At 54.3% G+C, this 25,020-nt stretch carries 23 protein-coding genes; 12 read left to right on the top strand and 11 right to left on the bottom strand.

Annotated elements, in window-relative coordinates; genetic code table 11:
* Nucleotide 1 precedes the first annotated feature (1 nt).
* From OCA8868_RS15770 to OCA8868_RS15750, 5 genes are read right to left on the bottom strand one after another with little or no spacing between them, the layout of a single operon-like run.
* Nucleotides 2-1,471 (bottom strand): NAD-dependent succinate-semialdehyde dehydrogenase, encoded by a 1,470-nt coding sequence (locus tag OCA8868_RS15770; RefSeq protein WP_218822690.1) that lies wholly within the window; start codon nt 1,469-1,471, stop codon nt 2-4.
* On the bottom strand, nt 1,468-2,451 hold the full coding sequence (gene hpaD / locus OCA8868_RS15765; RefSeq protein ID WP_093997548.1) for a 3,4-dihydroxyphenylacetate 2,3-dioxygenase: 984 nt from the start codon (nt 2,449-2,451) through the stop codon (nt 1,468-1,470). Before hpaD (OCA8868_RS15765) ends, OCA8868_RS15770 begins: the two co-directional genes overlap by 4 nt.
* Nucleotides 2,452-2,460: 9 nt before the next feature.
* On the bottom strand, nt 2,461-3,315 hold the full coding sequence (gene hpaD / locus OCA8868_RS15760) for a 3,4-dihydroxyphenylacetate 2,3-dioxygenase (protein WP_093997547.1): 855 nt from the start codon (nt 3,313-3,315) through the stop codon (nt 2,461-2,463).
* On the bottom strand, nt 3,315-4,826 hold the full coding sequence (hpaE, locus tag OCA8868_RS15755) for a 5-carboxymethyl-2-hydroxymuconate semialdehyde dehydrogenase (RefSeq protein ID WP_093997546.1): 1,512 nt from the start codon (nt 4,824-4,826) through the stop codon (nt 3,315-3,317). The genes hpaD (OCA8868_RS15760) and hpaE overlap by 1 nt, the downstream gene beginning before the upstream one ends.
* On the bottom strand, nt 4,823-5,212 hold the full coding sequence (locus OCA8868_RS15750) for a 5-carboxymethyl-2-hydroxymuconate Delta-isomerase (protein WP_093997545.1): 390 nt from the start codon (nt 5,210-5,212) through the stop codon (nt 4,823-4,825). The genes hpaE and OCA8868_RS15750 overlap by 4 nt, the downstream gene beginning before the upstream one ends.
* Nucleotides 5,213-5,387: 175 nt before the next feature.
* Here OCA8868_RS15750 and OCA8868_RS15745 point away from each other — a divergent pair, with 175 nt between their 5' ends.
* Nucleotides 5,388-5,756: a MarR family transcriptional regulator gene (locus OCA8868_RS15745; protein ID WP_306456144.1), complete on the top strand. Its 369-nt coding sequence runs from the start codon at nt 5,388-5,390 to the stop codon at nt 5,754-5,756.
* Here OCA8868_RS15745 and OCA8868_RS15740 read toward each other — a convergent pair.
* The 5 genes from OCA8868_RS15740 to OCA8868_RS15720 all read right to left on the bottom strand — a co-directional run bounded on the left by OCA8868_RS15740 (nt 5,753) and on the right by OCA8868_RS15720 (nt 11,552).
* The gene (locus OCA8868_RS15740) at nt 5,753-6,985 is read right to left on the bottom strand and encodes a Tm-1-like ATP-binding domain-containing protein (RefSeq protein ID WP_093997543.1); all 1,233 of its coding nucleotides are present in this window, start codon (nt 6,983-6,985) and stop codon (nt 5,753-5,755) included. The two genes, OCA8868_RS15745 and OCA8868_RS15740, sit on opposite strands and share 4 nt — an antisense overlap.
* On the bottom strand, nt 6,982-8,466 hold the full coding sequence (locus OCA8868_RS15735; protein ID WP_093997542.1) for an aldehyde dehydrogenase: 1,485 nt from the start codon (nt 8,464-8,466) through the stop codon (nt 6,982-6,984). Before OCA8868_RS15735 ends, OCA8868_RS15740 begins: the two co-directional genes overlap by 4 nt.
* A 5-nt stretch (nt 8,467-8,471) precedes the next feature.
* The gene (locus OCA8868_RS15730; protein ID WP_093997541.1) at nt 8,472-9,989 is read right to left on the bottom strand and encodes a tripartite tricarboxylate transporter permease; all 1,518 of its coding nucleotides are present in this window, start codon (nt 9,987-9,989) and stop codon (nt 8,472-8,474) included.
* A gap of 13 nt (nt 9,990-10,002) precedes the next feature.
* The gene (locus tag OCA8868_RS15725) at nt 10,003-10,542 is read right to left on the bottom strand and encodes a tripartite tricarboxylate transporter TctB family protein (protein WP_093997540.1); all 540 of its coding nucleotides are present in this window, start codon (nt 10,540-10,542) and stop codon (nt 10,003-10,005) included.
* 65 nt (nt 10,543-10,607) lie between these two features.
* Complete coding sequence (locus OCA8868_RS15720) at nt 10,608-11,552, bottom strand: tripartite tricarboxylate transporter substrate-binding protein (RefSeq protein ID WP_093997539.1); 945 nt, start codon at nt 11,550-11,552, stop codon at nt 10,608-10,610.
* A gap of 115 nt (nt 11,553-11,667) precedes the next feature.
* Here OCA8868_RS15720 and OCA8868_RS15715 point away from each other — a divergent pair, with 115 nt between their 5' ends.
* The 8 genes from OCA8868_RS15715 to OCA8868_RS15680 all read left to right on the top strand — a co-directional run bounded on the left by OCA8868_RS15715 (nt 11,668) and on the right by OCA8868_RS15680 (nt 20,715).
* Nucleotides 11,668-12,477: an IclR family transcriptional regulator gene (locus tag OCA8868_RS15715; RefSeq protein ID WP_093997538.1), complete on the top strand. Its 810-nt coding sequence runs from the start codon at nt 11,668-11,670 to the stop codon at nt 12,475-12,477.
* Nucleotides 12,474-13,829 carry an aspartate aminotransferase family protein gene (locus tag OCA8868_RS15710; RefSeq protein ID WP_093997537.1) on the top strand — a complete coding sequence of 452 codons (1,356 nt, stop codon included), beginning with the start codon at nt 12,474-12,476 and terminating at the stop codon, nt 13,827-13,829. Before OCA8868_RS15715 ends, OCA8868_RS15710 begins: the two co-directional genes overlap by 4 nt.
* 3 nt (nt 13,830-13,832) lie before the next feature.
* Nucleotides 13,833-14,690, top strand: a complete 858-nt coding sequence (locus tag OCA8868_RS15705; RefSeq protein WP_093997536.1) for an MBL fold metallo-hydrolase — start codon at nt 13,833-13,835, stop codon at nt 14,688-14,690.
* Nucleotides 14,687-15,970, top strand: coding sequence for an aspartate aminotransferase family protein (locus OCA8868_RS15700; protein ID WP_093997535.1), 1,284 nt, complete (start codon nt 14,687-14,689; stop codon nt 15,968-15,970). The genes OCA8868_RS15705 and OCA8868_RS15700 overlap by 4 nt, the downstream gene beginning before the upstream one ends.
* Nucleotides 15,967-16,908, top strand: a complete 942-nt coding sequence (locus OCA8868_RS15695) for a phosphotransferase enzyme family protein (protein ID WP_093997534.1) — start codon at nt 15,967-15,969, stop codon at nt 16,906-16,908. The genes OCA8868_RS15700 and OCA8868_RS15695 overlap by 4 nt, the downstream gene beginning before the upstream one ends.
* A 34-nt stretch (nt 16,909-16,942) precedes the next feature.
* Nucleotides 16,943-18,877 carry an FAD-dependent monooxygenase gene (locus tag OCA8868_RS15690; RefSeq protein WP_093997533.1) on the top strand — a complete coding sequence of 645 codons (1,935 nt, stop codon included), beginning with the start codon at nt 16,943-16,945 and terminating at the stop codon, nt 18,875-18,877.
* Between the two features lie 262 nt (nt 18,878-19,139).
* Complete coding sequence (locus OCA8868_RS15685; protein ID WP_093997532.1) at nt 19,140-19,553, top strand: universal stress protein; 414 nt, start codon at nt 19,140-19,142, stop codon at nt 19,551-19,553.
* A gap of 334 nt (nt 19,554-19,887) precedes the next feature.
* Nucleotides 19,888-20,715, top strand: a complete 828-nt coding sequence (locus OCA8868_RS15680; protein ID WP_093997531.1) for a bifunctional allantoicase/(S)-ureidoglycine aminohydrolase — start codon at nt 19,888-19,890, stop codon at nt 20,713-20,715.
* Here OCA8868_RS15680 and bhcR read toward each other — a convergent pair whose 3' ends face one another.
* Nucleotides 20,716-21,564 (bottom strand): HTH-type transcriptional regulator BhcR, encoded by an 849-nt coding sequence (bhcR, locus tag OCA8868_RS15675; RefSeq protein ID WP_093997530.1) that lies wholly within the window; start codon nt 21,562-21,564, stop codon nt 20,716-20,718.
* Nucleotides 21,565-21,814: 250 nt separating this feature from the next.
* On the opposite strand from bhcR, the gene bhcB reads away from it, so the two are divergent.
* The 3 genes from bhcB to bhcD all read left to right on the top strand — a co-directional run bounded on the left by bhcB (nt 21,815) and on the right by bhcD (nt 25,002).
* Entirely contained in the window at nt 21,815-22,765 is a 951-nt protein-coding gene (gene bhcB, locus OCA8868_RS15670; protein ID WP_093997529.1) for a beta-hydroxyaspartate dehydratase BhcB, read from the top strand.
* A gap of 12 nt (nt 22,766-22,777) precedes the next feature.
* Nucleotides 22,778-23,944 carry a 3-hydroxy-D-aspartate aldolase BhcC gene (bhcC, locus tag OCA8868_RS15665; protein ID WP_093997528.1) on the top strand — a complete coding sequence of 389 codons (1,167 nt, stop codon included), beginning with the start codon at nt 22,778-22,780 and terminating at the stop codon, nt 23,942-23,944.
* An 89-nt stretch (nt 23,945-24,033) separates the two neighbouring features.
* Nucleotides 24,034-25,002 (top strand): iminosuccinate reductase BhcD, encoded by a 969-nt coding sequence (bhcD, locus tag OCA8868_RS15660; protein ID WP_093997527.1) that lies wholly within the window; start codon nt 24,034-24,036, stop codon nt 25,000-25,002.
* Nucleotides 25,003-25,020: the final 18 nt, after the last annotated feature.

Raw genomic sequence — 25,020 nt, 5'->3', positions numbered from 1 at the left:
ATTAGCCCTCCGCCTCAATTCCACCCATGCAGATGTATTTTATTTCCAAGAAATCATCGAGCCCATGGCGCGATCCTTCACGCCCCAAACCCGACGCCTTAACTCCGCCAAACGGGGCCTCGGCGGTTGAAATCAAACCAGTGTTCACACCAACCATACCGTAGTCCAATGCCTCAGAAACGCGCCACACGCGGGCATGGTCCTGACTGTAGAAATACGAGGCCAGCCCGAATTCTGTGTCATTGGCCGCGGCAACAACCTCTGCCTCAGTCTCAAACTTAAAAAGCGGCGCGACCGGACCGAAGGTTTCTTCGGTTGCGATTGCCATGTCCTTGGTCACATCCGTCAGGATCGTAGGTTCAAAAAAGGTGCCGCCTATGGAGTGTGCCTTACCGCCCAGCGCGACAGAGGCCCCTTGTGACGTGGCATCAGCGATATGGCTTGCGACCTTCGTAACAGCGGCGTCATTGATCAGAGGGCCAAACACGATTCCCTCGTCAAACCCGTTGCCTGTCGGAAGACTTGCAACCTTATCTGTCAGTTTGGCCGCAAAAGCATCATAAACATCCGCCTGCACGTAAATACGGTTCGCGCATACGCAGGTTTGACCGTTGTTCCGAAACTTCGCGATCACGGTTCCCTCAACGGCAGCATCCAGATCTGCGTCATCAAACACGATGAACGGCGCGTTGCCACCTAGCTCGAGGCCGAGTTTCTTGATCGTCGGCGCACATTGCGCATAGAGTTTTGCCCCTACCCCGGTCGATCCCGTGAACGTGAGTTTACGCACGATCGGACTGTCAGTCATGACCTGACCAATGGTCGCGGCATCGCCAGTTACGACGGAAAACAGACCACTCGGCAGACCCGCTTCTTCAGCTAGGACAGCCATCGCTATGGCCGAGAACGGAGTCATTTCAGACGGTTTCAAAACCATAGCACAGCCTGCGGCAAAGGCAGGCGCTGCCTTGCGTGCGATCATTGCATTTGGAAAATTCCAAGGTGTGATCGCTGCAACGACACCAATGGGCTGGCGCACCGACAGAATCCGTTTGTCGGGCGCATGGCCGGGGGTGATGTCGCCGTACGCACGGCGCGCTTCTTCTGAAAACCATTCGATGAAGGACGCGCCATACGCGATTTCACCTTTGGCCTCAGCCAAAGGCTTACCCTGCTCTGCCGTTAGGATGCGCCCAAGGTCGTCTTGGTTTGCCATCATGAGATCGAACCAACGGCGTAAGACATTGCTACGGTCTTTAGCCGTGCGAGCAGCCCATGCTTTCTGGGCGACCCGCGCCGCATCAATCGCTTCTGACGTTTCCGCAGTCCCGAGATCGGGTACATACCCGAGCGTTTCGCCGGTCGCTGGGTTGGTCACGGCAATGCCGGAACTGTCCGCATCGATCCAACGGCCCCCAACGGGGGCCGCTTGACGCAATAGATCGGGGTTCTCCAGGCCCAAGTCCATCATGGCGCGATAATCGGGCTTGCTTTGATGTCGGAGCCCTTTTGGTCGACGCCAACAAACGCTGTACCATGCTTGAACCAGCTTTCTGGTGCTTTCGCGCCCCAAAGGGTCTGGCGTTGCGGGTCCTGCAGATCCCATTTGATGGGCTCTAGATCGGGATCAACTGTTTGATAATCAGAACAGTAAATCTCAATCCGGTGACCATCTGGGTCAAGGACATACAAGAAGAAGGCATTCGAAATCCCATGGCGGCCGGGGCCACGTTCGATGTTGTCGACGTAGCCTGTCGTGGCCATCAGATCGAGCAAGTCGATGATGTTAAGCGGTGTCGGCACCCAGAACGCAACGTGGTGCATTCGCGGGCCCGTGCCATTGGTGAACGCCATATCATGAACGCCGCCCTTGCGGTGCATCCAAGCAGCCCACAGTTTTTTGCTGTCGTCGTCTTCGGTGTATTCGGTCACACGGAAACCGAAATCACTATAGAATTCTACAGACGCATCGACGTCATGGCTAAAGCAGTTAAAGTGATCAATCCGCAGCGGTTTGACCCCGCGATAGAGCGCATATTTTTGATGGATTGGTTCAAGGCGATCCATTTTGTGGTAGAATTCCAGTGGAATGCCCATGTTGTCAGACGTCAGCAATGTTTTGCCCTGATAGGGACGGTCAACCCACGACGTAGGGCGGCCTTTGCCTTTGAAATAAGCTTCGGCTTTATCCAGATCGGCTTCATCAAAGGTCTTGAACCCCATGACCTCAACCGTTCCCGGTTGATCTGACTTTTGCAGAATGATGCAGTGGTGTCCGCGTTCTTCCATCGCGCGCAAATAGACGTGGCTATCGGATTCGTCTGTTACCTGAAGACCAATGATCTCTGTGTAGAATTTACGCGAGGCCGCCAAATCTTTCACGTTCAGACAAACGTGGCTCAAACGGATGGTGTTAAAGTCGGGGTACAGGTTTGGAGCAGGTACGGGCATTTTGGCCTCCTATTGAACGGGGAAAATTACGTTTGTCTGACCTGTTCCCGATGACGGGAAGTATTCGGTCACGACCTCGCATTTGGCGTCATAGGTATCCCAACCTAACGCACCATAAAGCATAGCTGTGTCATGCATTGAGCCTTCACCACAGCAAAAATCAGCGTATTCCCCCAACATCTTGAGGAACGTCGCGTGATCACCGCATTGCCACATGTCCAGCACATGCAGGTCCATCTGCCGGTTAAATTCAGAGCTTATCGTAAAGGTGCCGTTGTTGGCGGCATAGTCCTTGTTCGGCCAAATCTTGTGGCTGAGCGATCCAGACGCGACCAGCAATACTTTGCTATCTGATGCCTCAACGGCAGCACGGATTGCCTCACCTACGATGCGGCTTTCATCGTGCCCGTGAACGGTACACCACGCAGCGACGGACACAACTTTCATGTCATGCGCCCGTGACATGAACCGCATTGGAACAAGCGTTCCGTATTCCAGTTCGAGGCTGTCCAGCTTGTGAGCCAAAGTATAGGCGCCGCGCTCGGTAGCCTCTTTGGCAATAGCGTCGCCTAGATCCGAATTTCCAGAATACGCATACGGCATATTCTGGATAAACTGCGGAAATTCGTTGGACGTAAATAGCCCTTCAAAACGATCGTTTGCATTGATGTGGAAACCGGCATTGATCACCCAATGTGTGTCCAGAATAACGATCGTATCCGCGCCAAGTTCTTTGGCACGATGCGCAATTTCAAAATGGCCGTCAATGGCACCTTGACGGGCACCTTTCACGGGACCTTCTTGTTCAGACATCAACATTGTCGGAACGTGCGTGCACTTCGCGGCTAGGACAATCTCACCCATCAGCTTGCTCCCAGTCTGGTGATTTTGTGCTGCCCTGTTGCAAAGCCGATGTGCTTTTGCTCCATGTAAAATTCAAACGACCAATCACCGCCATCACGCCCGATGCCACTGGCCTTTACGCCACCAAATGGTGTGGGCAGGTGGCGAACGTTTTCGGAGTTCACCCAGATCATGCCAGCCTCAAGTGCTTCGGTAAAACGCAGAGCGCGGGTCAGATCGTTGGTCCAGACATAGCCAGTTAGGCCGTAGTCAATGTCGTTCGCCATTTCTAACGCTTCCTCTTCCGTGGAGAACGGAATGGACGTCAGCACAGGACCAAAGATTTCCTCTTGGGCGATACGCATCTTGTTATTGGCATTGGTGAACAGCGTCGGGCGAATAAAATAGCCTTCGTCGCCAACTTTCACACCGCCAGCGGCAACGGTCGCACCGTCTTCTTTGGCGATGTCGAAGTAGCTCGTGACTTTGTTATAGTGCTCTTCGGTCACAAGCGGGCCAATTTCCGTGGCCGGATCTAATGGATGGCCAACTTTGATGTTGTTGACGCGTTCAATCAGCTTGGCTTCGAATTCTTCGCGGATCGTGTCTTGGATCAGCAGGCGGGACGAGGATGTACACCGCTCGCCGTTGATCGAATAGATCATGAAGATCACGGCATCCAAAGCGCGATCCAGATCGGCGTCTTCAAATACGATGACAGGGTTCTTGCCACCAAGTTCAAGGTGGTTGCGCTTGAGAGTATCCGCGCCCTGTTTCGTGATAAGCGAGCCCGTGCGGCTTTCACCGACGAAGGCAATCGCCTTGATCTTGGGATGTTCGCACAACGCTTTGCCGGCGCCCTCACCGAACCCGTTAACAGTATTCAGAACACCCGGCGGCAGGCCTGCCTCTTCGGCAATCTCGACCAACAAACGCGCCGTTAGCGGTGACGCTTCGGCTGGCTTGTGAACCACAGTACAGCCAGCAGCCAATGCAGGTGCGATTTTCCATGTAGAAAGCATGAACGGCGTGTTCCAAGGTGTAATAACACCGACCGGACCGATAGGTTTGCGCGTTGTGACGTTCATCAACGTGGGCGATTGGAGTTGCTGACCATCACGCGCTTGCACAACCTGATCCGCGAAATAACGGAAGTTCTCAGCCCCACGCAAAGCCGCCTTGGACATGAACTTATAGGTCTGACCCGTGTCCCAGCATTCACACAGTGCGATTTCCTCGGCGCGGGCTTCAATGCCTTCCGCTACGCGGATCAAGATTTTCTTGCGCTCAAGGGCTGGCATGTCACGCCACGCAGCAAAAGCATCATGCGCGGCATTGGCCGCCGCATCGATGTCCGCAGCGGTGCCGTGGGCCACATCGCAGATAACGGATTTATCAACAGGGGATGTGTTCTCGAACACGCCATCACTACCGGCCGCGTCCTGCCCCGCGATCCGGTTCAGAATACCGGTTTTGCGGAACCGCTCTAGGAATCCGTCGAGCTTGGCGATGTTGTCGTTAAGAGCAGTCATGAGGGATCCTCCAAGTGATCGCGAACAGTGCCGAACTTCGGCGATAAATCGGCATTAATGTCGCGCATTTCGGCAGAAAGCGCGATGGAACGGGTGGCGAGAGCGGGCGCCATGAAATCTTTGAGTGTCGCAAAAATGCGCGTGATCGCATCGCGCTTCACATCATCTGCACGCCCTTCTCGCAGACGTACGGACAGATCAATAAAGCCGTGTTTTGGATCGCCGTCTGCCATTGCAAAATGATCGACGCGCTTGGCGCGGACTCGAATGCCGGCCATTGGGAATGTGTCGATTGTCGCGGCCTCTGCACGGATCGCTTCGCACAAGGCGGCGATATCCACGACGTCTTCAAGGTTGGCTGAATATTCAAGATGAAAGTGAGGCACAGCATTTCCTTAACATGTTAATTGTTGCTAAGTTAAATAACGGTATCATGCATTGTCAACACCTTCTTTGTCGTGCTTTGAAGGGGAAACGAGATTTAAGGTAAATATGACAAAACAACTTCCGTCTACAGCAAGATCCCTACCCATCGCGCTCATCAGGGCACGCGAGGGCGTGATGTCTCCAATCCGTGAAATGTTGTCAGAAACCGGAATAACCGAACAACAGTGGCGAGTCCTGAGGGTGCTGGCAGAGTTCGGACGAATGGACACCAAAACACTCGCCGATCGCTCAAGCCTTCTGTTTCCAAGCTTAACCCGTATTGCAGCCACGTTGCGCGACAAAAAACTGGTGACGCAGACCCGTGACGACAAAGACAGGCGACGCCAGTTCATCGAAATCACGGCAGCCGGGCAGCGGATCATTGATGAACGCAGCCCCCACGCTGCCCAGATCGTAGCGGGCTTCAAAGACGTTTTAGGTGAAGATGACTACGAGAGATTGCTCGATCTCTTGGAACGCCTCGACCCCGGAGCACAGCCTTAAAACTTAATCGTGCCATCGGCGCACCACCCATCGAAAATCTCAAGCGCCTTGTCGGCGAAACCTGCATCATTGATGTGACAAGGAATTCGATGCTTGGCGACATTGGTGGGTAATGTCGCTTCAATCTCAGCCAAAAATTCCGCAAGGCCAGCGGCATTGTGTAGGTCGGCGCCTTCTCGGTCCCATTCACCCAACCCGTCTTCGGGCAGGATCATCGCGACTGGCCCCTTGGCGGTAGCCAATTGAGCTGAATGCGCGCGGGCGACCTCTTTGCGTTCTTCGGCCTCCAAAACGATCGACGTTAAAAGGCGGTTGTGTTCGTGCTTCATGTGGCTGTCCCACTTCGCTGCCATCGGCTGCCAGCCAACAACGTCAACGAGGTCATAACATCCCGGAGCTACGATTTGTGGCGTGCCGCTTTTGCCAGCGTTGGTCAACCGGTCCGCCCCTGCAGAAATGTTAGAGCCATTGACGAAATTCCCCAGCTCCTGCGTGCAAAGGTCAAACACACAGGCAAAGGCGCCTTGCCCCGCAAGGCTTTCGAACGCCCGCCCCCCCATGCCAGTGGCATGGAACACGGCGACCTCAAAACCGCGTTCTTCCAGCGCAGGTTTCAGCGGGATCACATATTTCAACGCAGATGTTCCGAGTGACATCATCCCGATGAGGGGTTTGTCAGGGTCTGGCAACTGCACAGCGCGCGCAGCCCCCAACACGGCACCTGCCGCTTGGCTTAACGACGCTTTGCAAACAGAGTTCAAGCCATATAGCCCACCCGCCCAGAGGATCATCTGTGTATCCGCGGCAAGGCGCTCAGCGGGGATAAGCGGGGAAAACGACACGGTTGAAACAACATATTTTGGAACGCCAAGCGGTAGCGCAGTTGTCACATCCAACGCCAAATCGGTGCCCATTGTGCCGCCAAGAACGATCACGCCATCAAATTTGCGCTCACTGTATAGCCGCGCCACCAACATCGATGCGCCCTTGGCCATGATCTGCATCGCGGTGTTTTCGTTCCCCGATGCGATAGCGGCTTCAATGGTACTTCCACCCTCTTGCGCCACGTCATGTTTGGAGTAGTTGCATGGGCTTGTGGGATCGCCAAGCACGGATACATCCATTGTCAAAACGCTTCCGCCTTGGTCGCAAATTACGTCCGCCAAGAAACCCAGTTCATCATCCTTGGTATCGTAGGTGCCGATCACGAGAATGGTTTTGTCGCTCATAGCTTGATCCACGCTGTCTTGAGGTTGATATATTTTTCAATGGCATGAAGCGACTTGTCCGATCCATTGCCCGATTGTCCAACACCACCCAAAGGCACTGTGCCATCGGCGCCGCCGTAGGTGTTGACGTGCATCACGCCTGTGCGAACGTCACGCACCATGCGGTGCGCACGGCTTAGGTTTGTGGTCCAAACGCCACCCGCCAGCCCATAAACCGTAGCATTCGCGATCTGTACGGCTTCGTCATCAGAGCTGAACGGGGTAACGCCCAACACAGGGCCAAACACTTCTTTTTGGGTCAGTGTCGCGCCTGGCGTGATGCCCGTCACAATTGTAGGCGCCATGTAATATCCGCCGGTATCCTGCAAAATGCGGTTACCGCCCGTAACGACCTGCCCGCCTTCGGCCTGTGCCGTTTCAACGAAGCCTAGGTTCTGCGCCAATTGGATTTCGGAATTCACAGCACCGATCGTCGTGTCCACCTTTAGCGGATCACCAACGCGCATCGCCTCTGTCGCTTTAACAACGGCTGCAACAAAATCATCATGGATCGACGCCTCGACCAACAACCGCGAGCCCGCAACGCAAACCTGACCGGAGTTGCGGAAGATGCCACCAGCAGCAGCTTTTGCAGCTTCGTCGAGATTTGGCGCATCGGCAAAGATGATGTGGGGGGACTTGCCACCCAGCTCCAGATACACGCGCTTCATGTTTGAGCGCGCAGCGTATTCCATCAGCCGCCGGCCTGTAGCGCCCGACCCCGTAAAGACCAATACATCGACATCCATCGACAGGCCCATCACTTCTCCGACGACCTTACCCTCACCCGTCACAGCATTCAGCACGCCAGGCGGCAATCCGGCTTCAAGCGCGAGGTCGCACATTTTCATCAACGAAAGCGACGCCGTTTCGGAAGGCTTCAGCACGACCGAATTGCCCATGGCCAGCGCAGGCCCAAGTTTCCATGCGCCAATCATCATTGGAAAGTTCCATGGGATGATAGCGCCCACGACCCCGACGGGTTCCTTGTGGACCATGCCTAAAATATCGGATGCAGTCGGAGCGATCTCGCCGTAAATCTTATCGAGTGCTTCGGCGTAATACCGGATCGTGCTAGCCGCTGACCCCGGTTCGGCCTTCAGCGCCATTCCAATCTCGGTGCCGTTGTCACGGACACCAAGCACCGCAAGTTCAAGGGCATTGGCCTCGATCAGATCAGCCCACTTTAGCAGGACTTTCTTACGCGCAGCTGGCGATTGCCCCGCCCAACGGCGGTCCTCAAATGCGGCGCGCGCAGACGCGATGGCAGCTTCCATATCGGCCGCCGTCCCTTTCGCCACGGTCGTCAAAACCTGACCATCGATCGGGGAAAGAATATTCATTGTGCCGCCATCCGAAGCGGGCACATGTTTCCCGTCAATCAGATGTAAAAAATCCGGAACGGGCTGCGCGCGGAGCGCATCAATTTTAGTCTGGTCCATGGGTCCTACCGTGTTTGACTGTCATGCATGTCGTGATCTTCAATAGGCTCGTGGGCGCGGTACTCTTTTATAAGGGTACGCACATGCAGCGCCAAAACGAGCAAGATGATTGCGAACAGGATGAAGGTGATAGGCCGGTCGATCATGTCGAGCGGCGAGTTAAGGCGCGGCATCGCGGAGCGTAGTTTGACCTCCATGATACCACCAAGAACCATACCGAGAATGATCGGTACAATCGGCAGGTTCAGGCGTTTCAAGATCAGACCAAACACACCGAACACAGCCGAAATCATGCAATCTGTCAGCGAGTTGCGAAGGCTATAGACCCCGACGAACGACAAAATCAGGATCATCACACCAAGGAACCGTGTCGGCACGCGGATGATTTTCGTCAACAGGTTCGTGGAAAACAGCAAAAACACCATCACGATGATATTTAACGCGATCAACGCGAAATACAGCCCATAGACCAGATCGATATTGTTCTGAAACAACTGCGGACCCGGGATAACATTGTGTACGTAAAACACAGACAACATCATCGCCGTCAACGCTTCACCCGGGATGCCAAGTGCCAATAGTGGGATCATGGCTGCGGCTGGCACGGCATTGTTTGCGGCCTCTGATGCGATCAATCCTTCCGGAGAACCCTTGCCGAACTTTTCAGGGTCTTTGGATGTTTTCTGCGCGTAGGTATAGCTCATGAATTGGGCTGTGAATTCGCCCGTTCCAGGGATCATGCCGAGTATAACACCGAAACCGGATGCGACAGTTGCCACGCGCTTATGCTTCATCAATTCGCGCATTCCGACCGACATTCGCCCCTTAACGGGCTTTGCATCAGGGCTGTTGTCAGGGGCTGTCAGCAGAAAGAACGCTTGACTGAGCGCGAATAGGCCAAGCACAACGACGATCAGGTTCACCCCAGAACTCAGGAACGAATACCCAAACGTATAGCGCTGCGTGTAGGTCACAGCGTCCAACCCAATGGTCTGCAAGAAGATGCCAAACATTGCGAGCATGCCAGCCGCAAAAATCTGGCCACGGTGGGCGAGGATCACAAGGATGATGCCAAGCATCGCGGCTAGAAAAATTTCACGCGAGCCAAACATTGGCGCAATCAAAGCAAGGACGGGTGACAAAAGGATCAAGCAAAGAATTCCGAAGATGCCACCCCAGAACGATGCCGAATAGGCCAGCGACAATGCACGATGCCCTTCTCCGTTTTCTGTCATCGGATAGCCGTCATATGACGTCAGCGCATTCACCGCCGTACCTGGTGTGTTGATCAAAATCGCTGGGATCGCGCCGCCATACATAGACGACCCGTAGATCCCCAAAAGCATGGTTAACCCGACAATCGGATCAAGCGAGAAAGTTGCCGGCAGCAGGATCGCAATAGCCACCGCAGGGCCGACACCTGGAATAGCCCCAATGATTACGCCGCCGATTGACCCAACGAACAACGCCAACATGACATCCCATCGAGCCAGCATCTCTAGTCCAAGAAAAATGTTCTCCATTGAGCCGTTCCGATCAGAAATAAGTCAGCATGATTTGGCGCAATCCATCCGGTAGCGCCTCATAGATTTGTCCGGCGGGTAGATTCACTTTTAGCAAAGTCTTGAACAAAACAACGATCACAATCGAGCAAACCACAGAGGCGCCTACCATTTTGCCGCTGCGGTATCCGGCGCGAATTGTAAGGAGCACAGCAAAGATTACGGTTGTGGGCAAATAGCCCGCATAAGGAACAGCCGCAGCATAGGCGACAAACCAACCCGCGTACTCAACAGATTTAATCCAGTGCCAGACCTCCGCCCAACGGCCCTCAATGCGATCAGACAAAGCAGAGCCCAGAAGGTGAAATCCGGCAAATCCGGTCATAGAAATCAGCGATATCGCAGGCCAAAACCGAGGCTGCGCCGCAAGCTTTCCACGCGACTGAAAGGTGGTCTGGTCAAACAGCTGAGACAACAGAAAGATTGAAAACACGAGAAAAACCCAAGCGAAAACAATGTCCCCGGGGCGTCGATAGCGTTTGAACAAGGATTGTAACGTTTTGACGCGCGACATTGTCAGCCCCCACTTGGTTCAATCTGAATGGAGTCGGGCAACCGGAGCCGCCCGACCCAGCGAACTTACTCGGCGAGCATCGCCTCGATACCAGCAAGGGTTTCGATATCTTTGGTGATCTGCGCTGCGACTTCGCCGGCAGGCTGCCAATAGACGCTCGCACCCGTGTCCGCTGCCAATTGCTGTGCGCGATCAGACATCATCGTTTCCGCGGCAACAGCTGCGATTTTGTCCTGAACGTCTTGTGGCGTATCAGCGTGCACGAACAGGCCATTCCAAAGAGCAACGTCCAGAGACGGTGCAAGTTCAGCAACAGTCGGGGCATCAGGAGTGAGAGGAATACGCTCGGAACCGATAGACGCGAGGACTTTCACATCATCCAAACAAGGCAGGATCAACTGCAACGTGGTATTGATGACATCAACATCACCGGATGCCAGTGTGTTGCAATCCAGCGCATCGAATGCGGCGTCTGCGGCAAATGCAAAATCCATCTCTGAAGCAAGGCCGAAAGTCACCTGAGTTGGCACAAGTGGTGCACCGAAGTGACCCAAAACAACGTCGTTGTCTTGCGCATGTGCTGCGAGTTCTTCGACGCTTGAATATGGCGCATCACCAGAAGTCGCGATCACGAACGGATAGGTCAAAAAGTTGCCAATCGGCACGAAAGGATCAGGGCTCAACTCTGGAATTCCGATTTGCGGGCCAACAACTGGGATCGCGATAATAAACGAACCGATCGTGTAGCCATCAGCAGGTGCGTTTGCGACTTCGATCGCGCCCGGGAATGGGCCTCCGCCGCCGCCTGGCTTGTTCACAACGGCCGTTGGCACGCCATACGTTTCAGAAAAATCTTCAGCAATCATGCGTGTCAGCACGTCCTCTAGATCACCGGGAGGCCATGGCACAACAAACTCGACTGGTTTCTCTGGATATTCCGCCTGCGCGGATCCTGCGACGGCTGCCAGCGCAAGCGCCATGGCTGTCACGGATTTTGTAAACTTAGACATTTCGTTCTCCCTTTTGGTGGTTCATATATTGAACCATTGTTTTGCAAAAAAGGTTGCCTTGTTAATTATCCTGTGTCAAACTTTTTTTATCCCAAACTCGAAGGGCCCACCTCAAATGTCGTCCGTGACCAAAGCACTTGACCTTCTCAGCCATTTCTCAGCCGCGCGGGCCGAGATTGGGTTGTCACAGCTATGTCGCATCGCAAAACGCGATAAAGCCACGACCTATCGCCACCTTCAGGCTCTTGAAGTTGCAGGCTTTGTTGAGCAAAACCCTACGAGCAAACAGTATCGCCTTGGACCCGCCGTGTTGCAGCTTGCCCAGACACGTGAGGCAACTGTCCCCCGCAAAGCCAGCACAGAACGCCCGCTTTTCGACCTTACTGAAACAACGGGTGAAACCGCGCATGTCACGGTGCTGTCAGGCACGAAGATGTTCGGCTTAGCAGTCTGCGATTCGCCCCGTCATGGTACGCGTGCGATCATTGATATTGATGTGTTTCCACTCCATGCCACTGCTTCCGGCCTATGCGCACTTGCGTTTGGTCCCAAGGGTTTGATGGATGTGGCATTAGCCGACCTCACGTCATTCACAACAGAAACCGCGACGACGCCGAGTGCGCTATCCAACACCGTCGACGCGATCCGCCAAACTGGATTTGGGCGTGCGATGCGCAGCTATGAGACGGAAATCGAGGGCGTCTCGGCACCTTTGTTTGATCAGACTGGTCAATTTGCTGGCGCCGTGTCTGTCGCCAGTGTCGCGACACGGTTTACGCCCGCGCTGGAGCACACCATCAAAGAACACCTGATGATCGCCAGTCGCGACATCACGCATAACTGGGGTGGCACCATCCCAAGTCATATCGAAGGCCTTTGGGCCAAATCACTCACAACGCCGCATGCATTGGATTCCACATCATGAAAGACTCAAACTTCCTAAAAGAAAACAACGGCCGCTTGATGTGGCACCCGATGACATCGCCAAAGGACAGCATTGATAACCCTCCGAAAATCATCACGGCTTCAGAAGGCGTGACGATCACAGACATCGACGGGCATTCTGTTGTCGATGGCGTAGGGGGGCTGTGGAATGTGAACCTCGGCTATTCATGCCAACCCGTTAAGGATGCGATTGCCGCACAGCTGGACAAGCTGCCCTACTATTCAACCTTTCGCGGTACGTCCAACGACGCCGCGATTGAGTTGTCCTATGAACTGTCCAACTTTTTCGGGCCTGACGGCATGTCGCGCGCGTTCTTTACGTCTGGCGGCTCGGATTCAGTTGAAACAGCCTTACGCCTCGCGCGCCAGTACCACAAACTGCGCGGAGAGGAAGGCCGCACCAAGTTCCTCAGCCTCAAAAAGGGCTATCACGGCACCCACATCGGCGGAGCATCGGTGAATGGCAACGCAAACTTCCGCACCGCTTATGAGCCACTTTTGCCAGGATGCTTTCATATCCCCGCGCCGTACACCTACCGGAACCCGTTTAACGAAACGGACCCCGAAAAGCTCGCTCAGCTTTGCTTGCAGGCACTTGAGGATGAAATCGCGTTCCAAGGCGCGGGTACAATTGCCGCGATGATCATGGAACCAATCCTTGGTGCGGGCGGTGTGATCCCACCCCATGAATCCTTCGCGCCGATGGTGCAGGAAATTTGTAATCGTAACGGCATCCTTTTGATCACTGACGAGGTCATCACGGCCTATGGGCGTACAGGCGCATGGTCCGGAGCACGACTTTGGGGCATCCAGCCTGATATGATGTGCACCGCCAAAGCGATCACCAACGGCTACTTCCCGTTCGGCGCTCTGATGCTTGGGCATCGCATGGCTGAAGTTTTTGAGGACAATCCATCTGCCAAAATCGGCCATGGCTACACTTATTCCGGCCACCCAGTCGGGGCCGCCGCCGCACTTGCCTGCCTCAAGGAAACCCGCAAGCTGAACGTGATCGACAATGCCGCGGCCCGTGGCACGCAGCTTTATGATGGCGTGCAGGCGTTGATGGCAAAATATGACATCATCGGTGATGTGCGGGGTGGTCATGGCCTGATGACAGCGCTGGAAATGGTCAGTGACCGTGCAACCAAAGCCCCTATCGACGCCGCCCGCGCGGCCGCCGTGCAAGAGGTCGCCTATCAAAACGGCGCCATGGTGCGGGTCTCTGGCCCCAACCTGATCCTGTCTCCCCCCCTCGTGCTGACCGAAGCAGACGCCGCCATTATCCTGTCCGCACTTGACGCAGGCTTCGCCGCGGCCAGCAAAGGATAGATCATGAGCGAGAACTTTGTCGCCCTATTGGGCACCAAAGGCGGGCCATCGATCCGCCCGGGATCGTCGATGCCGACCTCAAACCTGTTTGTGATGAACGACCAACACATCGTCGTAGATTGCGCCCTAGGCGTGACGCGCGGGCTCGTCGATCAGGGGTTTATCCTCAAAAACCTGTCCACGATCTTGATCAGCCACCTGCACTCCGATCACTATCTTGAACTCGGTCCACTAATCCACACGGCATGGTGTTCAGGTCTTACTACGATGGTCGATATCTATGGCCCCGAAGGCATCCAAGACTATTGGGACGGTTTCGTGGCTTCAATGAAGGCCGATATCGATTTGCGGATCGTCGATGACGGGCGCGATGATTTGCGTGATTTCGTGCGTGTTCATGTTGTAGATGAAGGCGTTGTTCTCGACCGCGACGGGCTTTTGGCGACCGCGATCCGCACCGAACACCCGCCGCTTGTCGACTGCTTCGCTTTTTCGTTCAAAACGGCGGATCATCACGCTGTCTTTTCTGGCGACACTGCCCCGATAAAAGCGCTCGAAGATTTCGCCCGCGGCGCTGATCTGCTGATCCATGAGGCCATGCTGGAGTCCGCCCTACCTTCGTTGCTGGAACGCATCGGCAACGGCAGTGATAAGCTGATGCAACACTGGCTGCGTTCGCACACATTTGCCCACGATGCCGCGATCACGGCGGCCAATGCGGGCGTCAAACGCTTGGCCTTGTCGCACCTGATCCCGTCAGACGACCCATCATATGGGCCAAAGGACTGGCAAGAAGCCTGTGCAAGCCATTTCGACGGCGAGTTGATTGTGGGTCACGACGGACTCCGTATCGACCTATGACACGTTCGACAGCCCAGCTTTTGGCAGATCGGGCCCGCCTTATGGGGCCAAATGTGTCGACGTTCTACAACGACCCCGTACATTTTGTGCGCGGCGAAGGTGTTTGGCTTTGGGATGCTGACGGGCGCAAGTATCTAGATTGCTACAACAATGTCCCCCATGTGGGTCACTGCAACCCGCGCGTTGTCGACGCTATTTGCAAGCAAGCCAGTACGTTGAATACGCACACGCGCTACCTTCATGATGGCGTTCTGGACTACATAGAAACGCTGACCAGCACGATGGATGCATCTCTGGATACCGCAATCCTGACGTGCACCGGCTCAGAAGCCAACGACATCGCATTGCGTATGGCCGAGGCCGTGACCGGCAAGCGCGGCATCATTGCGACGGACGCGACATATCACGGCAACACATCATTGGTCAGTCAGCTTTCCAAATCCAATATCCCGTCAGTTGGTTTTGGTCTTGGCCAATATTTTCGTTTTGTGGATGCTCCCGACAGCTATCGCCATCCTGACCCAGACGGCACGATCTTTGCTGCGCAAGTTGCCGCAAAGATCGACGGTTTGATCAAAGACGGTACGGGCTTCGCTGCTCTTGTGGTCTGCCCTTACTTCCTGAACGAAGGCTTCCCCGACAACCCTGACGGTTGGTTGAAGCCCGTGGCAGACGTCGTGCGTAATGCGGGTGGGGTGCTGATTTGTGATGAAGTTCAGTCGGGCTTCGGACGGACGGGAACCCACCTTTGGGCGCATGAAAAGATGGGCGTTGTTCCTGACATCATAGTGCTGGGCAAACCGATGGCGAATGGTCACCCAGTTGGCGGTGTTGTGGCGGGGTGCGATATTGTCGCCGCTTTCCGCAAAGGGTACCGCTACTTCAACACCTTCGGCGGCAATCCGGTTTCCTGTGCCGCAGCGATGGCAGTTTTAGAAGAAATGGATGCACAAGGCTTGCAGGCCAACGCCAAGACCGTCGGGGACCATGCCCGCGCTCGATTGAATGCGCTGGCGGCCAAACATGATGTCATTGGCGATGTGCGCGGCTCGGGCCTAATTTTTGGGGCTGAACTGGTCAACGACCATGCTACGAAATCCCCCGCCAGCGACCTGACCGACGGGATCATCAATGCTATGCGCGCGCGCGGGATCATCCTTTCCAAACTGGGCCGCCACAAAAACACGCTCAAAATTCGCCCGCCTATGCCGTTCTCAATTAAGAACGCAGACCTGTTGTTTGACACCCTCGACGATGTGTTGACCGAGGTATCAAGGTGACCGGGGTTGTTGAAAAAGCCCTTACGCTCTGGGGCCTAACGGGCGCGCGCTACACCCTTGTCACAGCACGCGAGAATGCCGTTTATAAAATCTCATCACCATCCGGTACGTTTGCCTTGCGTCTTCATCGGCAAGACTATCGAACAGACACGGAACTAGGTTCCGAACTTCACTGGATGAAAGCGGTTCGCGATGGCGGCCTCAGCGTCCCCTCTCCGATCCCGTCAGTATCTGGCACGGATATGCACGTAATTGATGACATTCAGGTGGATGTTTTACAGTGGCTGGATGGCGAAACCCTTGAAACCTCGCTGTTCAAACCAAAGACCGAAACCCGCAGGTCATTGATGCAGACCCTTGGCCAAGAAATGGCCCGCCTGCATGGTGTCTGCGACGCTTGGCAGCCGCCCGCAGACTTTATCCGCTGCGCTTGGGACATTGACGGTTTAATCGGAGAAGAACCTCTTTGGGACCGGTTCTGGGACAACCCCACGCTGACGTCTCAAGAGCGCGTTCTGTTTAATGCCTTCCGTGAAAAAGCGCGTACAGACCTGACGGACCAAGGCAGCTCCCTCGACTATGGCTTGGTCCATGCCGATCTTGTACCGGCGAATGTCATGGTGGACGGTTCCAATATGCATTTCATTGATTTCGACGATGGCGGATTCGGATATCGAATATTCGACCTTGCCACCGCCCTCCTCAAACATATCGACGCGCCTGATTATCCTGACCTAAAACAGGCACTTCTAGATGGTTACATATCAGAACGCATAATCGACTACAGATCGCTTGACCTATTCATGGCATTGCGCGCGACCACCTATGTTGGATGGAACATAACGCGCACACATGAGAATAACGGAACCGAGCGCAATGCGCGGTTTATTACTACGGCGTTGACCCTCGTGAACGCCTACTTGGAACAAAAAAAGTGAAACCTTCGGAAAAATCATCGGAAAGAGGCCTATAATGCAATTTCATCTGAACGGGTTCAAACCAGGCAACTATCAAGTTCCTGACGCTGCACGAAAAGCTTACCCAATTCCGCCAATTGAAGATCTCCCCCGCGAGGTTGACGTGCTGATCATCGGCACTGGTCCCGCAGGGCTCACAATGGCCCGTCAGATGTCCGAGTTTGAAGACATAAGCACGTGCATAGTGGACATGGCAGAAGGTCCTTTGCTGTTTGGTCGCGCAGACGGCATTTCTTGCCGAACCATTGAGATTATGGAAGCCTTCAACAGCAGCGAGATGGTTGAAAAAGAGACCTATAAACTCAAGCAAAACACGTTCTGGGAACCAGACACTGAAAGCCCCAGCAACATCAAACGCACGCACAAGATCGCGGATGCACGCGCCGGTCTTTCCGAATTCACGCATGGCATTGTTAACCAAGCACGCCTGCACGAGTTGTTGTTAGATGGCATGGCAAATTCAATAACCAATCTGCGTCCGCACTACAGTCGCGAATTGGTTGATTTGGATATCGACGAAAGCATGACGCAAGATCTAGGTGCTTACCCGATCACAGCGACGTTCAAGCGAACTGATGACGCAGGCGCTGGCAAAGTCGAAACTGTCAAAGCACGTTTCGCTGTAGGTTGCGACGGCGGCAGAAGCCGCGTTCGCAAAAGTCTCGATATCGCGTTGGAAGGGGATTCCGCGGACAAAGCGTGGGGCGTTATGGACATCTTGCTCAACACCGATTTTCCGGACATCCGCGTTAAAAGCTTCATTCAGTCCAAAGACCACGGCGCGGTGATGACTATCCCGCGCGAAGGCGGATACCTCATCCGTTTTTATGTAGAACTTGACCAGATCAAGAAGGACACGCGGGCAACTGACATCAAGTTAACGGAACAAGACCTTATCGCGAAGGCACAACAGATTTTCCATCCCTATACATTGGACGTCAAAGAAGTGGCTTGGTGGTCAATCTATTCGGTCGGCCAACGCCTTGCCGATCGTTTCGACAACCGCCCCTTGAACAGCACCGATGAAGTCATTCCACGTGCGTTCGTGGCCGGCGATGCGTGCCACACACACAGCCCTAAGGGCGGCTGGGGTTTGAACACCTCATTGCCGGACACGTTCAACCTCGGTTGGAAAATGGCGGCAGTTTTGCAAGGTAAGAGCGATCCAAAATTGCTTGCCACCTACGGTACAGAACGGCGTAAAGTTGCAAACCAACTGATTAACGCAGATCGGGAACTGTCAAAGTTGGTCGCCACACGGCCAACAGCGGGCGACGGATCAGAGAAGGCCCAAGTAGACACAGCAAAGATTGAAGCCTTTATGAAACGTCAAAGCGGCTTTGTGAGCGGCACGTCGATCGAATACTTCCCCTCCTACATTTGCACAGGCCAAGAAAACCAAGGCCTCGCAACTGGATTCAATATCGGCCAACGTTTCCATTCAGCAGAAGCCACACGCGTGGCCGATGGCGCGAGCCAGCATTTGGGCCATTTGGTCAAAGCAGACGGTCGCTGGCGCATCTTTTTGTTCGGTGGGGCACAAGACCCAATACAGACGACATCTGATGCGCATCAGTTCATTGACTTCCTCGCGAATGACGCGGCCTCACCGGTATTGAAATATACGCCGAAGAGATCCGATTTCGACTCCGTTATTGATACCTACGCCGTCTTTCAGCAGTCGGATTTGTCCATGCACGACCTGCACGGCGCTCTGTGGCCAGCGAAAGGAAAATACGGGCTGCGGGATTATGAAAAAGTGTTTCACGCGCAAGAAGACAATGATGTTTACGACCTCAGAGGAATTGATCGGGATACAGGATGCATTGTGATCGTCAGGCCAGATCAGCATATCGCTTCAATCTTGCCAGTGACGGCTCACGATGACCTTGCACAATTCTTTGATGTTTTCATGATTGGGCAGAGCTAATACTTTTCCGCAGCCTTGAGGCCGGTTTTGAAGGTTAGAACAGTCTTTAACTGCGCAAACACGTCTGCACGAGACGGCCAACGCAAGAGCAAATCTCTTCGTGGTCGTTTTCGACGGTCGTTTTTTGTCATTCGACTGAAACGGAAAAGCGCGCTTGCGAATAGTGGGAAACCCTTCCAAGGTTCGCAAGCGGACGCTGTGACCACCCCAAAGATCGTCTGAACCTTTGGCCATCACCCCACAGCGCAGATCGGAGACCAACATGTTATATCGCAAGATCCTCGTCCCTATGGCGCTAGACCACGGCGTCTCAGAACACACACTCGAAGTTGCAGGTGCTATTTGCGTTGATGGCGGAGAGATCATCGGCCTGCACGTTTACGAAGCACCACCAGGCGTAGCAGCCTCGTACATGGACAAATCCTTTGTCGAAGAAGCAGTGGCATCCGCTAAAATCCAACTGGCCGAAAAAACCGAAGGTCTGCAAAATGTCTCGACGGACCTAGTTGTCGGTCACACGTATCGCTCCATTGTTGATTACGCGGTGAAACACGGTGTTGATTGCATCGTGATGGGGTCGCATCGACCGGGCCTAAGCGACTTTTTCCTTGGCTCGACCGCGGCCCGTGTCGTGCGCCATGCCCCTTGCGCCGTTCACGTTTATCGCGGCACCTAATTCCATCTACCGAATAGAAACACGCCTATTTGGCACCCACCAAATACCGGACCCAAAATTCAATAGACTGCTTAGATCACTCGGTTCACCTGAGCCCTTCTGATCGTCTGAACTATTCGCCGCTGGTCACTTGTATGACCCATAGGCTGCGCACAATTCGCAGCCCAAACACTAATTCTCGCTTGATGACACGCTTAATCAATGTTGACCGTGCTCATTGGCTAAACCCGTATAGATTATCAAGAAATGCCTATAGGTGTGTCGTGACATTTCGAGTGGCACTACGTGGCTGTCCCACGCATACTTGGAATAACCAAACGGATCGGGGATGCATATGTCTAGGAAATACTACGCGCCAACCGGTGGACACCCTGGTCAAGACCAGCTCCTGACGGATCGTGCCGTTTTCACGGATGCTTATGCAGTCATTCCCAAGGGAACGATGCGGGATATCGTGACCAGTTTTCTCCCGTTCTGGGACAAGACCCGCCTTTGGGTGCTGTCACGTCCTTTAAGCGGGTTTGCGGAAACGTTCTCTCAATACATCATGGAGGTTTCCCCCGGTGGCGGGTCCGACCGCCCGGAAATCGACCCCAATGCGCAGGGCGTGCTGTTCGTGGTTGAAGGAACGGTCACTATTACGGTGAATGGCGAAGATCATGCGCTTGAACAGGGCGGTTACGCGTATCTTCCAGCAGGTCAGCAATGGACTTTGCACAACGCGTCCAAAGAAATCACCCGCTTCCATTGGATCCGTAAATCCTATGACGCTGTTGACGGGCTGGACCGCCCCGATGTGATCATCACCAATGAAAATGACATTGCCCCGACAGTTATGCCGGACACGGACGGCAAATGGGCGACGACGCGCTTTGTCGACCCAACGGATTTGCGCCATGACATGCACGTTACCATCGTCACATTCGAACCGGGCGCAGTTATTCCATTTCTGGAAACACATGTGATGGAACATGGGTTGTATGTTCTTGAAGGCAAAGCGGCCTACAGGCTCAATCAAGATTGGGTAGAGGTTGAGGCTGGCGACTACATGTGGCTGCGCGCGTTTTGCCCGCAGGCGTGTTATGCAGGTGGGCCGGGCAAATTCCGGTATCTTCTCTACAAAGACGTAAATCGGCACATGGCCCTTCGTCCTTCGACATAGTTACTCCGCTCGCTGACGATCATCGCCCCCGATAGCTGCGGTTAATTCACGCGCCGCGGCGACCACAGCTTTGCTGAGCTCATCGATCTGATCCTCTCCAATACGGGACGTTGGTCCCGAAACCGATATGCCGGCAATCGCTTCGCCATGAATATCGAAAACAGGGCCCGCGATACATCGCATGCCGAGATTGCGTTCTTCGCCATCAATCGCATAGCCGCGTTCCCGTGAACGCGCGAGATCATCGTGTAGCGCCGTGCGGTCCGTTAACGTGTGTTCCGTAAACCGCTCAATCGGTTTCGCTCCAAGGAGTTTATCAGCGCGAGGTTTACTCATCTGCGCAAGTAGAACTTTACCAATACCAGACGCATGCAGACGCGACATTGTGCCAGGCGGAAAAAATGCGCGGATGGCTGCATTGGTTTCGACCTGGCTGACAAACAATACGTGGCCATTCTTTTCAATACCAAGGTTCGCGGTTTCGCCTGTGGCTTCCATCAGTCGCCTCATGATTGGGCGCGCACGTTCCACAAGACTTGTGCGCCGTAAAAAGCGCGACCCAATAACAAAGGCACGTGGACCGATCTCCCAAACCTGATTGATCTTGTCGAACTCAACCAGCCCATGCACTTCGAGCGTAATGAGGATCCGGTATAATGTGGCGGGCGACTGCTTGAGGTCCCGAGCCAAATTGGTCAAAGAGCGTCCCTGCCCTTCACTTAGATGCTCAAAAACAGTCATCGCACGGTCCAACGACTTAATCGTGTTCTGATCCGTCTTGTCGTCCCAATCGCGTGGGCGACCACGTGCCTTTTTCGCACGTCCGTCGTCATTTTTCTGAAGATTCATGTGTTCAGTCCACTAAATGTGAAAGGTCAATTCATATTATGAAAAATTTAAACCGCTGACAACAATGATGTTTTTAGATCACCCCTGTTCATCGAGCCGGAATCGAAAAAATTTCATTCATCAAAGTTCCGTCTTAAAGTCGCGCAAAATTCACCGAGGGCGCATTCGTGAGCTTTCGCAACACAGCTAGCCCCCCTGCGCCAAAGAACACGCCCCTCATCGCCGCGACCCTGAAACGAAGGACTAACCGATGTATATCCCAACCTTCCAAGACATGCTGGATGCGCACGAACGAATTAAGCCACACACCAAACGCACCCCAGTGCTGCAATCCGCCTACCTAAATGAGCTGGTGGGTGCTGAGCTATTTTTCAAATGCGAGAACTTTCAAACGCCCGGGGCGTTCAAAGTACGTGGCGCAACCAACGCAGTGTTTGGTTTGGATGAGGAGCAGGCCAAAGCAGGCGTCGCAACCCATTCATCAGGAAACCACGCATCCTGCCTGTCCTACGCCGCAATGCTGCGCGGTATTCCGTGTAACGTAGTTATGCCTAAAACGGCGCCACAAGCCAAGAAAGACACTGTCGCGCGATATGGCGGCAAGATCACCGAGTGCGAACCAAGCACGACATCTCGCGAAGAAACCTTCGCGAAGGTTCAGGCCGCAACAGGTGGTGACTTTGTACATCCTTACAACGATCCGCGGGTCATCGCAGGTCAAGGCACCTGCGCACGTGAGTTCATGGAACAAACTGACGGGCTGGATATGGTCGTAGCGCCGATCGGTGGTGGCGGGATGATTTCCGGCACCTGCCTAACGCTGTCCGACCAAGCGCCGGAGGTGCAGATCATCGCTGCCGAGCCTGAGCAGGCCGATGACGCGATGCGTAGCTTCAAGGCCGGATACATCATCGCTGATGACGCGCCGCAAACGATTGCTGATGGGCTTTTAGTTCCGCTGAAAGACCTGACTTGGCACTTTGTATCCAACAACGTCACGGACATCTTGACCGCGTCCGAGGACGAGATTGTCGATGCGATGAAATTGACGTGGAAACACCTGCGTATCGTAATGGAAGCGAGCAGTTCTGTCCCGCTCGCCACCATTCTTAAAAACAAAGACCGGTTCGCAGGTAAGCGCATCGGCATCATCATCACAGGCGGCAATGTCGATCTCGACAAGCTGCCATGGCTCACCTGAAGGGGTTTCACCATGAACACACATACAAATCTTGACGAATTCGAAGTCGGCTATGACATCCCTGCCAAGCCCGGAATGGATGAAGCGGATATCCAGACGCCTTGCCTAGTTCTCGACCTCGACGCGCTTGAACGTAACGTGAAAAAGATGGGCGACTACTCGAAAGACCACGGGATGCGCCATCGCGCCCACGGCAAAATGCACAAATCTGTCGACGTTCTGAAACTGCAACAGGATATGGGCGCTGCGATTGGTGTGTGCTGCCAAAAAGTTTCCGAGGCCGAGGTGTTCGCACGTGGCGGCATCAAGGACGTCATGGTTTCCAACCAAGTGACTGACCCCGCAAAAATCAAACGCTTGGCAGACATGCCGAAATTGGGCGCACGTATCCTTGTCTGTGTTGATGATCCTGAAAACGTCAAAGCGCTGTCCGAGGCCGCTGTTGCCGCGGGAACCGAGCTTGAAGCACTTGTCGAAATTGACTGTGGCGCGGGCCGTTGCGGTGTGAGCACAACGCAGGATGTTGTGAACATCGCAAAGCTGATCGACGCAGCGCCGAACCTAAAATTTGCGGGCATTCAGGCTTACCAAGGCGCAATGCAGCACATGGACTTGTATACAGATCGTAAAGAAAAGCTCGACATCGCGATCGCGCAGGTAGCTGATGCAGTTCAGGGCCTGATGTCCAACGGGCTTGAGTGTGACATCGTCGGCGGTGGTGGCACAGGGTCCTATTATTTCGAAACCGCATCTGGCGTTTACAACGAACTGCAGTGCGGCTCTTACGCGTTTATGGATGCGGACTATGGTCGTATCCTTGACGAGAACGGCAAGCGCATCGATGACGGCGAATGGGAGAACGCGTTGTTCATTCTAACAACCGTCATGAGCCACGCCAAAGCGGACAAAGCCATCGTCGACGCCGGCCTCAAAGCCCAGTCCGTCGATAGTGGTTTGCCAACAATTTATGGCCGCGATGATAAGGTTGAATACCTCAAATGTTCTGACGAACACGGTGTGGTGGCAGACCCTGACAGCGTGTTGAAGGTCAACGACAAGCTGAAGCTAGTTCCTGGTCACTGTGACCCAACCTGCAACGTCCACGACTGGTATGTCGGCGTGCGCAATGGCAAGGTCGAAACCGTTTGGCCCGTATCTGCACGCGGCAGAGCTTACTAAACAGCTTGGCCTTTGGGCCGGCCCAAATCGTCCGTGCGCCGCCTACCCTAGGTGCGCACGGACGCACGAATTCCCCGAGGAGAGACCATATGTATATCGTCCCAGAATCCGCCATTGCCGACATCCTAACGCGCGACGACGCCTTTACCGCTGTCGAACAAGTCTTCGCCGCGATGGCAGCAGGCGATGCTTATAACTTCCCCGTCATCCGCGAAGCAATTGGCCATGAAGAGGCACTCTATGGCTTTAAGGGCGGGTTTGACGGCAATGGCATGTCACTGGGTTTGAAGGCAGGTGGCTACTGGCCCCACAACCTCGAAAAACGCGGACTGATTAACCATCAATCAACGGTGTTCTTATTTGACCCCGACACGGGAAAAGTTACGGCGATGGTTGGTGGCAACTTGTTGACCGCGCTTCGCACTGCAGCGGCCTCTTCGGTTTCTATCAAGCATCTTGCACGCAAAGACAGCAAGGTCATGGGTATGATCGGCGCGGGTCATCAGGCGAAATTCCAACTGCGCGCCGCCTTGGAAACCCATCAGTTCGAAAAAATAATTGGCTGGAACTACCACCCGGAAATGCTGCCTAGCATCGCTGAGGTCGCCGCCGACTTTAACTTGCCATTTCAAGCACTGGACTCACTTGATGGCATGACCGAAGCCGATGTCGTGATCTCGATGACATCCTCGTTCAGCCCTGTATTCACGTCAGCACATATCAGCGATGGCGCGCACGTTGCGTGCATGGGCACGGACACCATCGGCAAACAAGAATGTGACGCGGACTTAATCGTTCGCGCGACCGTATTCACCGACGAAGTCGCTCAGTCCGTGACCTTGGGCGAAGCTCAGCACGCCGTCGGTGCTGGCCTTAAGAACCGCGAAGACATCTTTGAAGTCGGCGCCGTGATCAACGGGACCCATGCAGGGCGCACGTCCGACTCCGAAGTCACCTTGTTTGACGGCACGGGTGTCGGTCTCCAAGACCTCGCGGTCTCGGCTTCAATCGTTGAAATCGCGAAAGCCAAAGGCATTGGTATGGAAGTAGATTTCTAATTCAGCGTTTGCATCTGC

Source organism: Octadecabacter ascidiaceicola (assembly GCF_900185015.1).
GTDB classification, from domain to species: domain Bacteria; phylum Pseudomonadota; class Alphaproteobacteria; order Rhodobacterales; family Rhodobacteraceae; genus Octadecabacter; species Octadecabacter ascidiaceicola.
Note: the sequence above shows the minus strand (reverse complement) of the source record. Positions and strands in the feature narration are given on the sequence as shown.